The organism is Streptomyces sp. NRRL S-244, assembly GCF_000717915.1.
GTDB lineage: Bacteria > Actinomycetota > Actinomycetes > Streptomycetales > Streptomycetaceae > Streptomyces.
This window is the reverse complement of sequence record NZ_JOCX01000013.1, coordinates 40,519-52,982: the sequence shown is the minus strand read 5'-3', so window position 1 is coordinate 52,982 and position 12,464 is coordinate 40,519. Positions and strand designations below refer to the sequence as shown.

The window sequence follows — 12,464 nt, the reverse complement described above, 5'->3', positions numbered from 1 at the left end:
CGTGGTGGAAGTGACGGAAGAGGAGGAGGGGTCGGCCGGCCGGGTCACGCCGTACCCGTCTGCGCGTACGTGTCCGCGTCAGCGTCCGCGTACGCGTACGCGTGCGGTGCGAACAGGGCCACGTCCTCCGCGCCGACGACCTCGGGGTACGCCACGGCTCCCGGCCCCTCCTCCGGTACGGGGAACCCGGCGAGCAGCCGGACCAGATCATCGGAGGCCAGCCGGGCGAGGCCGCGGGCGACGGGCCGGCCCGCGCCGTCGGCGAGGTCCACCGGGTCGCCCACCGTGAACTGCCCCTCGACGGCGGTGACTCCGCTCCACAGCACCGACCCGCCGTGCTCGCGCACGTCCCGCACGGCCTCGGCGTCGAGCACGATCCGGCCCTGTGGCGCCGTGGCGTGGGCGAGCCAGAACAGTTGCTCGGCGGGCCGCTGCCGGGCGGCGTGGAAGTACGTTCCCGTGTCCCCGCCCGCCAGCGCCCGGGCGGCGTGCCAGGCCGCGGCCAGCACCACGGGGATCCCGGCGCTCGCCGCGGTCATCGCCGCCTGGACCTTGGCCCCCATGCCGCCCGTTCCGACCCCCGAGCGTCCCGGGGTGCCCGTACGGATCCCGGCGAGGTCGGCGGGCCCGCGGATCTCGGCGATCGGGCTGGTCCCGGCGGACAGCGGGTCGCCGTCGTACAGCGCCTCCACGTCGGAGAGCAGGACGAGCAGGTCCGCGCCGATCAACTCGGCCACCAGCGCCGCGAGTCGGTCGTTGTCCCCGAAGCGGACCTCGTGGGTGGCGACGACGTCGTTCTCGTTGACGACCGGCACGATCCCCATGAGCATGAGCTTCTTCAGGGTGCGCCGGGCGTTGTGGTAGTGGTCGCGGCGGGTGATGTCGCCGGCCGTCAGCAGCACCTGCCCCACCTGGATGCCGTACCTGCCGAACTCCGCGCCGTACGTGCCCATCAGCAGCCCCTGGCCGACACTGGCGGCCGCCTGCTGCTCGGACAGTTCGGCCGGCCGCGCGGTCAGGCCCAGCGGGGCGAGTCCCGCCGCGACGGCGCCGGAGGAGACCAGCACGACGCTCCTGCCCTGCCGGTACAGCCCGGCCAGGACCTCGACCAGGGCCGCCAGGCGGCCCGGATCGAGCCGTCCGGAGTCCGAAGTGAGCGAGGACGAGCCGATCTTCACCACGATCCGGTGGGCCTCGGCCACGTCCGCACGCTCGATGCGCGGGCCGTCCGGAGCGGCTTCGGGTGTCACGGGAACTCTCCTCGGGGGCAAGGGGGAGGCGGCTGCGGGGCTCCGATTCATTCATGCGCCATTACCTTTTCCTTCCCGTTCACCGGGAACGGTCCGGGACCGATTCGGTAGCCGGCTGCCTCATTTTGCTGGGCATCAGCAGGCCCGCAGCGAGAGAAGAAGGGGGCACGGAGTACGGTGTACTCGTCATTCACTGAGAAAATGGCACAACCGGATCTGATAGATCTCGGCGACGGAATATATGTCCTCCGGTTCGAGGTCATGAAGGTGACGTCGGTCTACCGGGCGGTCAAGGAGCTCCTGGCGCGCGGGGTGATCAGGCACGGCCAGACCCTCGTCGACAGCTCCAGCGGCATCTACGGCCACGCACTCGCCCTGGTCTGCCGCGAGCTGGGACTGAAGTGCCACGTCTTCGCGTCCGTCGCGGTCGACGACGGGATCAAGACGCAGCTCAAGTACCTCGGTGCCACCTACGACCAGGTCTCCGGCGGCGGAGCCAACCTCCAGCACGACCAGGAGGCCCGCGTCCGGCTCGTCCACGACTACCTGCGGCGCAACCCTGACGCGTACTGGATGCAGCAGTACCACGACGACGTGCACTACGCCGGGTACGAACACGTCGCGGAACTGCTCCTCAAGGAGCTGGGCTGGGCCGAGATGACCCTCATCGGCGGCGTCGGCACCGGTGCGTCGACCAGCGCGATGAGCCGCTACCTGCGCGAATCGTGCCCCAACGTCCGGGTGGCCGGCATCCAGCCGTTCGGCAGCCGCTCCTTCGGCTCCGAGAACTTCCCGCTCGACGGGTTCATCATCGCCGGCATCGGCAGCGGGATCCGCTTCGACAACATCGACTACAGCGCCTACGACGACATCCACTGGGTCGACTTCGACGTGTCGGCCGCGGGCTGCCGCCACCTGCTCTCCACCACCGGCGTCTTCGCCGGGCTGTCCGCCGGCGCCGGCTGGCAGGCCGCCCGGTACATCCGCTCGACCGAGCCCTCCGGCGGTCCCGTCGTCTTCATGGCCGCCGACCCCGGACACCGCTACATCAAGCAGGTCTTCCCGCCCGACGGCCCGCTCGTCGAGGACCCCGAATACCGGCCCGTCGTCATTTCCGCACTGGAGGAGATGACCGGACCCTGGTGCACGATGAACTGGGGCCGAAGGCAATACAGCGTCCAGGACGACCTGCCGGTGCTCGCCCTCGCAGGGCTGAACGGCCTTCAGGGCTGAATTCCCGCACGGCCGACCCGGGATCGCCGAATTCCACCGTAAAGAATCAGAGGCCGCACCCATGACCGATGTCGCCATCATCAACTATGGCGCCCAGCACGACTATCCGGCCATGCTCCACGAGCTGGCGGACGGGCTCCACGTCTTCAGCCACAACCCGCTCGCGCACACCGCGGGTCTCGGCTCCTACGAACACGTCGAGGACTGCGAGTTCGTCCCCTACGCCGAACTGCGCATCCGGCAGCTGGCGCGCACCCGGTCCTTCTCCCACATCATCACCGACAACGAGTACGACCTCGAACGGGTCGCGCGCATCCGCGAGGACCTCGGCATTCCCGGCCAGTCGGCGCGCAGCGCACGGCAGTTCCGCGACAAGGTCGTCATGAAGCGGACGGCGGGCCGCACGGTGGCCACCCCGCGCTACGCCCGGCTCGCGACGATCGTCGACCTCACCCGGTTCATCGACGAGAACGACTACCCGGTCGTCGTCAAGCCCGTCAGCCAGGGCGGTTCGCGCGACATCGTGGTGCTGCGCGACGAGGACGACCTGATGGAGTTCAGCCGCCGCCACTGGCGCGAGGACCTCATGGTCGAGGACTTCGTCGACGGCGAGATCTACCACGTCGACGCGATCCTGGCGCCCGGCTACCGCTTCGTGGCCTCCTCCCGGTACCTGCGCGACTGCCTCGGCGTCCTCTCCGGCCAGAACAACGGCTCCCTCCAGCTCGACCCGGGCGGCAAACTCTCCCAGCGGCTGGAGGAGTTCCTCGACCGGGTCCTCGAAGCCTTCGACACCCCGGAAACCGGCGCCTACCACCTCGAGGTGTTCCGCACGCCCGAGGACGAGTTCGTGCTGTGCGAGATCGCCTCGCGCGTCGGCGGCTCCCGCATCCCCGCCCTCACCCGCCTGACCTACGGCCTGGACCTGCACGCCACCTGGCTGCGGCTGTCCTGCGGTCTGCCCGTGGACCCCGCGCCGACCGCCCCGCCCGCCGAACTCCGCGGCTCCATCGGCATCGTCCCCCAGGGCCGCCCGGTGCGCGCACCGCAGAGCCTGCCGTTCGACTGGGTCGAGCACTACCAGGTCAACGAGCAGCTCGCGCTCGGCGCCGTGGCACAGAACAGCACCAGCAACCTCTGCTTCGCCCTGGTCCGCGGAGCCGACACCGCCGAGGTGGAGCAGCGCCTGCTCCAGGCCGAGGAGTGGATCCTGAACAACCTGATCGAGGCCGACGGACCCGCCCGGCTCCCCGCGTCGTGAACGCCTGGCGAGAGGCGTCGCCCACCGCGCGCCTCCTGCTGGTGGCGGTGCTCTTCACCGGCCTGACCACCTTCATGTTCCTGCCCCTGCTGGCCATCGAACTGACGGCGCGGGGCATCCCGGCGGGCCGCACCGGCTTCCTGGTCGGTCTGCTCGCCTTCTCCGGCCAGGCGTTCTCGCTCCTGACCGGGCTGCTGGTCGACCGGTTCGGCGCCCACCGGGTGATGTCCGCCGGCTTCCTCCTGCGCGTCCTCGGCTACGTACTCCTCGGGCTCGGCGGCGGCGGCGCTCCGGCGCCGCTCGTCGCGGGGATCGTGGCCGTCGGGGTCGGCGGTTCGCTGCTGGGCCTGTCGACGAAGACGCTGCTCGTCTCGCAGGAGGGCACCGATGCGCGCACGATGCTCGCGCTGCGCTCGACGTTCGTGAACGTCGGCGTCGTGGCCGGGCCCGCGCTGGGCGCCGCGGTGTACCCGCTCGGGTTCGGCTGGATCCTGGCGGCCTGCGTGCTCTCGCACCTCGTCCTCGGCACCTGCCTGCTCCTTCGACGGTCCGTGACGGCCTCCCGGTCACGGGCCACCGAGGGACGGGCCACCGAGGGACGGGCCACCGAGGGACGGGCCACCGCCCCCGCCGCCCGGGCGGGGGACGGGGCCGGGGCGCCCACCACGGCGTGGACACTGCGCCAGTGGCTGCCCCTGTGCGGGCTGGGGGTCGCGTACTGGGCGATCTACAGCCAGCTCAACGTGCTGCTCCCGATCACCGCGAACGAGATGACCGGCAGCACCGCGGCGATCTCGGTGGTCTTCACGGCCAACGGCCTGCTCGTCGTGCTGTTCCAGTACACCCTGCTGCGCCACGTGTTCCGCCGGGCCACCGCCCGCACCCTGCTGGTCCTCGGCTTCCTCGCCTTCGCCTGCGCCTACGCCACGCTGATACCGCTCGCCGGTTGGTACTCCCTGCTCGCCTTCGTGGTGCCGGTCACGCTGGCGGAGATGCTGATCGGCCCCAGCCTCGACGAGCAGGCGGTCAACGCCGCCGCCACCCGCCGCACCGGACTCGCACTCGGCGCGATGAGCGCGGCCGGGGCCCTGGGCAGCCTCTTCGGCTCCAGCGCGGGCGGCTACCTGCTGCAGAGCGCGCAGGGCGGCAGCGAGGTGTGGCTGCTGCTCGTCGGGTCCTCCCTCGCGGCCGCGGCGATCTGTCTCCTCCTACCGAAAGTGCGTACGCGCCATGTCTGACACACAGCCGACCGCCGTGCTGCTCAATCCCCGCAGCCATGTCCTGGCCGCGGCCCGGAAGCTGGGCGCCGCCACCGTGACCGTCCCCGAACCCGGCAGGCCACTGCCCGCGGACGAGCCGGGGCTGGCCTTCCACTCCCCGTGGACGACCGACCCCGAAGACCTCATCGACCGGCTCCGCGCCCTGGACCTGCCCGCCCCGGTCAGCTGCTTCGGTTTCGGGGAACTCGGCTGCGCCGTGGCCGCGCTGGTCAACCAGCGCCTCGGCTGGCCCGGCAACCCGCCCGAAGCCTTGGAGGCGTTCAAGGACAAGGCGAAGCTGCGCTCCGCGGTCGCAGACCGGGCCGGCGCGCCCGTCGCGTACCGGCTGTGCACGGAGAAGGGCCAGATCCGCCCGGCCGTCGAGCACATCGGCTACCCCTGCATCGTGAAGCCGGCCGACGGCACCGGCAGCGCCGGGGTGCGGCAGCTCACGGGAGCGCAGGAGCTCGACAGCTACCTGGCCGCACTGGATTTCAAGACCCCGCACCTCGTCGAGGAGTTCCTCGTGGGGACCGAGTACAGCGTGGAGGCGATGAGCTCGTCCGCGGGCCACCGGATCCTCGCGATCACGGAGAAGGCGACCACCGGCGCCCCCGGATTCGTCGAGACCGGCCACACCCTGCCCGTACGGCTCGCCCCGCAGGACGAGGAGGCCGTCGCCGCCCTGGTCGCCGCGACCCTGGACGCGGCGGGCTACCGTACCGGCCCCTCGCACACCGAGGTCATGCTCACGGCCGAGGGGCCCCGCCTCATCGAGTCGCACGGCCGCCCCGGAGGGGACCGCATCAGCGACATGCTGGACCTGGCCCTCGGCGAGGACCTCTTCGAACAGGCCATGGCCGACGCCCTCGGCCTGCCCGTCCCGGGCGCCCCCTCCCGCGACCGCGTCGCCGGGATCCGTTACGTCACCTTCGACCGCGCGGCGCCGGTCACGGTCACGGACGCGGAGACCGCGAAGGTGGCCGCACTGCCCGGGGTCACGGAGGTCAGCATCGCCGTGCCCGCGGGCCAATTCCCCCCGGAGGTGCACCGGTCCGGGGACCGGCACGGCTTCGTGGTCGCCTTCGGCGCGGACCGCGAGGAGCTGGAGAGCCGTCTCGACCTCGCCGTACGCACCCTCACCGCCGGCCGCTGAGCCTCCCCGCCCGCTCCGCCACCCCCCCAACACACCAACACGACAGCGCGCGAAAGGCACTTCCCATGTCGTACAAGATCCTGGTCCTCGTCTCCGAGGCAGCGAAATTCCGGCTCGACAACCACTCGATCATTCCCAGCGCGCTCCACCGCGAGGGGCACGACGTCCACATCGGCGACATCGACACCCTCTGCCTGCACGACAACACCGTGGTCGTCGACCGGGTGCAGCTCAGCGAGGAGTACCTGACCGGCCACGACTTCCCGGCGCTGAGCGAGTCCTACGCCTCCGCCGAGGACTTCGACCTGGTCTGGGTCCTCACCGGCACCCACCCCGAGGCGCTCGCCGACTCCTTCCAGCTGCTGTGGCTGCTCAACCAGCGCGTCCCCTTCGTCAACGACGCCTCCGCCCTCTTCTACCTCAACTCCAAGATCACCCTCGGTGCGGCGGTCCCCGCGGAGCACCTGCCCGCCTCCTACGTGTCGAACGACTTCGAGTACCTCACCGAGCTGGTCGAGTCCGACGAGAACCGCACCTGGGTGCTCAAGCCGACCAACGAGGGCTGCGGCGCCGGCGTGTACTTCGTCAACAAGAACGAGCGCAACCGCCCCGCACTGCTCCAGGCCGCCACCGGCAACGCCGTTCCGCGCTACGAGATGTACAGCCGCAACATCATCGGGCTCTCCAAGCGCTACACGGCCGTGCAGGAGTACATCCCCAACGTCCGCAGCAACGAGAAGCGCGTGATCATCGCCGGCGACGTCCCGGTCTGCGGTTTCCGCCGCTTCCACTTCGAGAACGACGACCGCGCCAACGTCACGCTCGGCACCAAGTTCGAGGGCCTCACCCTGACCCCGGAGGAGGACGAGTTCGTCCGGGCCCTCGGCAAGCGCATGATGGACCTGGGCATCTTCTACTCCGGCATCGACATGGCGTACCCGTACATCATGGAGTTCAACCTGGTGAACCCGGGCGGCCTCAACTACTCCTTCCGGGCCACCGGCGTCGACCAGTCCTCCGAGACCGTCAACGCCGTGCTCGCCGCGCTGCGCACCGCCGGGAAGATCTCGTGACCGCCTGGTCCTCGCTCGACCCGCGGGCCACCGCCGCCTGGACGGAGTTCGCCGCCACCGGCGCGGCCGACGCGGACAACGAGCGGTTCCAGAAGCGGCTGCACCGCCCCGGCTGGGTGCACGCGTACCCGCCCGTGGTCTTCCACGGGGCCGCCGCGGACGAGGTCACCGACCTCGGCCTGCGCCTCGCCGAGCTGGTCTCCGAGTTCCCGCGCCGAGTCTTCGGCGACGACCTGGAGGCCTGGGCCGCCTACCTCGGCCTCCCCGCCGAGGACGCGGAGCTGATGATCAGCGCGCTGCGCCACCCGCGGACGGGCCGCACGGCCACGGCGATCATGCGGCCGGACCTGGTGGTGACCGACGACGGACTCCAGCTCGTCGAACTGAACGTGTCCACCCCGATGGGCGGCATGAGCACGATCGCCCCCTACACCGAGGCCGCCCTGGACTCCGACTACGCCCGCTTCCTCGCGGCGCGCGGTCTCACCCCGGGCGCCGCCGCCACCTCGCACGTCTGGCTGGACATGTTCGTCGGCCTCCTGCGGGAGCACGACACGGAACGACCGCTCCACGTGTTCGAGGCGATCGCGAACCCCGCGGACTCCGACTCGGGCCGGCGCTTCTTCGTCGACATGATCCGCTCGGGCGGGTACGAGATCAGCTGCGGCCTCGTCACCGATCTGGAACTCGACGAGGAGGGTGCCTCCTTCGAGGGCAAGCGGATCGACGTGGTCGTCACCATGTACACCTGGCACGAGACCAAGACGTACGTCCCGCCCGGCCTCACCCGCAGGCTGATGGAACTCGACATCGCCGAGAAGATCGACTTCATCGGCGCACCGGCGACCGCCCTGCACGACAACAAGGCCAACCTGGCCCTGCTCACCGAGCCCGAGTTCGACCACCTGCTGAGCGACGAGGAGCGGGCCCTGGCGCGGGCGCACGTCCCGGTGACCTTCCGGCTGCGGGCGGACACCCTCGACCGCGCCCTCGCGGAGCGCGAGGAACTCATCTGCAAACCCGCCTCGGCCTACGGGGGCAAGGGCCTGGCCTTCGGATTCACCCAGGACGACGGTCAGTGGCGCGCCCTGCTGGAGGAACGCCTCGCCGACCCGCGCGAGACCTACGTCCTCCAGCGCCGACTGCGACCCGCCGTCGTCGACGTGCCCGGAGCCGACCCGGCCGGGCGCGAGGTCGTCCTCGCACCCCTGGTCTTCGGCGGCCGCTTCGCCGGGACGTTCCTGCGCCAGGCCCCGCCGAGGTCCGCCTCGACGATCAACGCCTCCAGCGGCGCGGAGGCGGCGGGGGTCCTGACCTTCGAGCCCTACCCCGAGCCCCCGCACACCCCACCCCCGCCGCCCTCGTACAAGGAGCTATGACGGATGTTACGGATCGCGGTTCCCAACAAGGGCTCCTTGTCCGAGCGGGCCTCGGCCATGCTGAAGGAGGCCGGCTACCGGCAGCGCAAGGAGGCCAAGGAGCTCGTCACGGTCGATCCCGGAAACCAGGTCGAGTTCTTCTACCTCCGCCCCCGTGACATCGCCGTGTACGTCGGCACGGGGCGGCTCGACCTCGGCATCACCGGCCGCGACCTGCTGCTGGAGTCGGGCGTCAACGCCGAGGAGGTCCTGGCGCTCGGCTTCGCCCGCTCGACGTTCCGCTACGCGGTCAAGCCCGGCTCGGCGCGCGGCACGGCCGACTTCGACGGCCTGACGATCGCCACCTCGTACGAGAACATCGTGGCCAAGCACCTGGCGAACAGCGGTATCCAGGCCACGGTCGTCCACCTCGACGGCGCCGTGGAGACCGCCGTCGAGCTGGGCGTGGCCCAGGTGGTCGCGGACGTGGTGGAGACCGGGACCTCGCTGCGCAACGCCGGTCTCGAAGTGATCGGCGAGCCCATCATGGAATCGGAGGCCATCCTCGTCCGCCGCCCCGGCACGGACGATCCGAAGGCCCGGCAGTTCCTGCGGCGCCTCCAGGGCGTCCTGGTGGCCGGTGCCTACGTGATGATGGACTACGACTGCCGCGCCGAACACCTGGAGGAGGCGGTCGCCCTGACCCCGGGGCTCGAAGCACCCACCGTCTCCCCGCTGCACAACGAGGGGTGGGTCGCCGTCCGGGCCATGGTCCCGGCCAAGGAGGCGCAGCAGATCATGGACGGCCTCTACGCACTGGGCGCCCGCGCGATCCTCACCACGGCGATCCACGCCTGCCGACTCTGAGGAGTCAGCATGTGAGCGGGTGGCGGGCCAGGAATCCGGCCAGGGCCTCGGCGACCGGCCGGGACCGTTCGATGTGGAGCAGGTGGCCCACTCCGTCGATGACGCACTCCTCGACATCGGGCACGTTCGCGCTGAGGAACGCGGCGACCTCGACCCACAGCGGCCGGGTGTCGCTCCCCAGCACGGAAAGCACGGGTTGGCGGATCTGCGCGGCGTCGTCCGGGGCGAACCGCCATTCGGCCAGGGCGGGGAGCTCGACCCCGAAGAACGTGTCGGCGTCCTTGACCGCCTGCTCGATGCTGCCCGGCAGGCGCTCGTCGAGCAGGGTCCGGCAGTGGTCCCAGTCCGTTCCGCTGACGAGGGACAGGAACAGCCTGATGGCGCGTTCCGGCTCCCCGTCGGCGTACGCCTGGAACGCCGGCGCCGCCTGCGCGAAGAACGCCTCGCCCGACGGCACCGACAGCAGGGAGAGCTCCAGCAGGGAGACCGTGGCGATGCGGTCGGGGTGGTCCTGGGCCATCTGGGCAGCGACTGCCGCGCCGCTGGAGTGCCCGGCCACATGAGTTTGACCGATGCCGAGGTGGTCGAGCAGCGCGATGGCGTCCGCGACGTGGTCGGCGATGGCGACCGCCCCTAGGGGGTGGGTGCTGCCGCCCCAGCCCCGCTTGTGGTAGCGGATGAGCTGGTGGCGCTCGGCGAGTGCCGGTTCGGCGATGAGCGGGACGAACCCGTCGGCGAGGACCGGGCTGATGAGCAGCACCGGCTCTCCGGTTCCGCGGATCTCGTGTTCCAGCTGAATGCCGTTCACCGTGACGGTGTCCATGATGTCCTCCAGCGAGGTTGTGGCTCACCATGGAGGCGTAAGCAGGACGATTACCGCCGTAACCGGCCAACCTGGGATCGAGGACTGCGCGTGGTCGATGCCACCGGGGACGCGAACGCCCTGGAGCGGGCGCGGAACGCTTCGGCCCGCGGAGCGTGGGCGGACGCCTACGCCGGGTATCTGGCGGCCCGCGAAGCGGGTGACCTCGGTCCGGCGGAGCTCGCCGAATTCGCCGACGTCGCGTACGCCGCCGGACGCCTCGACGTCACGATCGAGACCTGGGAGCAGCTCCACGGCGAACTGTCCCGGCTCGGCGAGGACGCCGCCGCGGCCGGGGCGGCCGTACGGGTCGCCATGCACCTGCTGTTCGACACCGCGCTCATGGCACCCGTACGAGGGTGGCTGCGCCGTGCCGAGGGCCTCCTCGATCCCACGCCGGTGACCGGAGCGCACGCTTGGTTCGCGGCGGTGCGCGCCTTCGAGCGCTGCCTCAGCGGTGACCTCGAAGCGGCACGCGACTGGGCCGAGCGGGCGATCGAGACCGGCTCGCAGACCGATCCGGCGGCAGCGGCGATCGGGCGCGTGGCCCAGGCCCGGCTGGTGATTCTCGACGGGGAGGTCGAACGGGGTCTGGAGCTCCTCGGCGACGCCGGCACAGCGGCGATGTCCGGCGACCTCGACCCCCTGTCGACCGGAGTCGTCTACTGCGAGGTGGTCTGCGCACTGCAGGGCCTGGCCCAGTACGACCTGGCCGAACAGTGGACCGAGGCGATGGAGCGGTGGGCGCGCACGAACGCGATCGGCAGCCTGCACGGCCGGTGCCGGGTGCACCGGGCCGAGATCCTGCGCCTGCGGGGTCAGTGCGCGAGCGCCGAGCAGCAGGTGCTGCTGGCCTGTGAAGAGCTACGCCCCTACGTGCGGCGCGAGCTGGGCTGGCCGCTGACGGAACTGGGCCGGATCCGGCTGCGGCGCGGCAACCTGACCGGTGCCGAAGAGGCATTGCGCGCCGCACATCGCCTCGGGTGGGATCCCGAACCCGGTCTGTCGCTCGTCCGGCTCGCCGGCGGCGACGTCGACACCGCGGGCGACGCGATCCGGGAGGCACTGGCCCGGCCACTGCCGGTGCCGTCGAAGGAGCTGCCCCCCACCTCCGAGCTGCGGCGCGCGCCGCTGCTGGACGCGCAGGTCAGGATCGCCGTTGCCCGCGCCGATCTGGAGACGGCGCGGGTCGCGGCCCGCGAGCTCGAGGAGGTGGCCGTCCGCTTCGAAAGCAACGCGCTCGCCGCATCGGCACTGCGCGCCCGTGGGGAGGTCCTGCTCGCCGAGGGCGATGCGGCCGGCGCGTCGGCGTTCTTCGCCGAGGCCGTCCGCGGCTGGAGCGAGGTCGGCGCCCCCTACGAGACGGCCGAGTGCCGGCTTCGGTTCGCGGACGCGCAGCGCGTCCTGGGCAATCTCCAGGCCGAGACCCTCGAGCGGGAGGCGGCACGTACCGAGCTCGAACGGATCGCCCGCGCGCCTGTGGCCGGCGAGCCGCAGCCGGACACGGCCGAGTTGCGTACGGCCGAGTCGCGCACGGCCGGGCTGGACACGGCCGAGCCGGACACGTTCGTCCGGGAGGGTGAGTACTGGAGGGTCGTCTTCGACGATCGGCGCGTGAGCGTCCGCGACAGCAAGGGCATGCACCACCTCGCCCGCCTGCTCGCCGCGCCGGGCCGCGAGTTCCACGTCCTCGACCTCGCCGCCGCCGACACGGCTGACCCCGTCGCCGCCGCCAGGCTCGCGCGCGCCGGTGACGCAGGCCCCCTCCTGGACGACCGCGCCAAGCGGATGTACCGCCGACGGCTCGCCGAGATCGAGGACGACATGGAGGAGGCGCGCGCCGGCAACGACATCGCCAGACGGGAACAGGCCGAACTCGAACGTGGATTCCTGATCGACGAACTCGCCCGGGCCGTCGGGCTCGGCGGGCGCGACCGGCACGCCGGCGCCGCCTCCGAACGGGCCCGCGCCGCCGTCACCCAGGCCGTGCGCAAGGCCATCGGCCGCCTGCGCGACGCCTCTCCGGCGCTCGGTGACCACCTCGACCGCACGATCCGCACGGGGACCTACTGTGCCTACGTCCCCGATCCGCGCCTTTCCTCCCCGTGGTCCGTCTGACGCGTGAACGCGGACGCCGCCCGGTGC

Annotated in this window: 10 protein-coding genes; 8 read left to right on the top strand and 2 right to left on the bottom strand. The window is 71.5% G+C overall.

Annotation, left to right across the window (positions count from 1 at the left end):
• Positions 1-44 precede the first annotated feature (44 nt).
• Positions 45-1,202, bottom strand: coding sequence for a glutamate 5-kinase (proB, locus tag IF02_RS0118020; protein ID WP_051696335.1), 1,158 nt, complete (start codon positions 1,200-1,202; stop codon positions 45-47).
• Positions 1,203-1,451: 249 nt separating this feature from the next.
• Between proB and IF02_RS0118015 the strand changes: the two genes are divergently transcribed.
• From IF02_RS0118015 to hisG, 7 genes are all read left to right on the top strand, one after another.
• Positions 1,452-2,483 carry a pyridoxal-phosphate dependent enzyme gene (locus IF02_RS0118015; protein ID WP_078622156.1) on the top strand — a complete coding sequence of 344 codons (1,032 nt, stop codon included), beginning with the start codon at positions 1,452-1,454 and terminating at the stop codon, positions 2,481-2,483.
• A gap of 61 nt (positions 2,484-2,544) precedes the next feature.
• Positions 2,545-3,744: an ATP-grasp domain-containing protein gene (locus tag IF02_RS0118010; protein WP_051696319.1), complete on the top strand. Its 1,200-nt coding sequence runs from the start codon at positions 2,545-2,547 to the stop codon at positions 3,742-3,744.
• Positions 3,741-4,982: an MFS transporter gene (locus IF02_RS0118005; RefSeq protein ID WP_030158126.1), complete on the top strand. Its 1,242-nt coding sequence runs from the start codon at positions 3,741-3,743 to the stop codon at positions 4,980-4,982. The genes IF02_RS0118010 and IF02_RS0118005 overlap by 4 nt, the downstream gene beginning before the upstream one ends.
• Complete coding sequence (locus IF02_RS33180; RefSeq protein ID WP_051696318.1) at positions 4,975-6,159, top strand: ATP-grasp domain-containing protein; 1,185 nt, start codon at positions 4,975-4,977, stop codon at positions 6,157-6,159. Before IF02_RS0118005 ends, IF02_RS33180 begins: the two co-directional genes overlap by 8 nt.
• A gap of 65 nt (positions 6,160-6,224) precedes the next feature.
• On the top strand, positions 6,225-7,232 hold the full coding sequence (locus IF02_RS0117995; RefSeq protein ID WP_030158122.1) for an ATP-grasp domain-containing protein: 1,008 nt from the start codon (positions 6,225-6,227) through the stop codon (positions 7,230-7,232).
• Positions 7,229-8,611, top strand: a complete 1,383-nt coding sequence (locus IF02_RS0117990) for a hypothetical protein (protein ID WP_030158120.1) — start codon at positions 7,229-7,231, stop codon at positions 8,609-8,611. Before IF02_RS0117995 ends, IF02_RS0117990 begins: the two co-directional genes overlap by 4 nt.
• 3 nt (positions 8,612-8,614) lie before the next feature.
• Complete coding sequence (gene hisG, locus IF02_RS0117985) at positions 8,615-9,457, top strand: ATP phosphoribosyltransferase (RefSeq protein WP_030158118.1); 843 nt, start codon at positions 8,615-8,617, stop codon at positions 9,455-9,457.
• A 4-nt stretch (positions 9,458-9,461) separates the two neighbouring features.
• Here the strand turns inward: hisG and IF02_RS0117980 are convergent, their stop codons facing one another.
• Entirely contained in the window at positions 9,462-10,280 is an 819-nt protein-coding gene (locus tag IF02_RS0117980; RefSeq protein ID WP_030158116.1) for an alpha/beta fold hydrolase, read from the bottom strand.
• 90 nt (positions 10,281-10,370) lie between these two features.
• Here IF02_RS0117980 and IF02_RS0117975 point away from each other — a divergent pair, with 90 nt between their 5' ends.
• Positions 10,371-12,437: a transcriptional regulator gene (locus tag IF02_RS0117975; RefSeq protein ID WP_234318249.1), complete on the top strand. Its 2,067-nt coding sequence runs from the start codon at positions 10,371-10,373 to the stop codon at positions 12,435-12,437.
• Positions 12,438-12,464 lie beyond the last annotated feature (27 nt).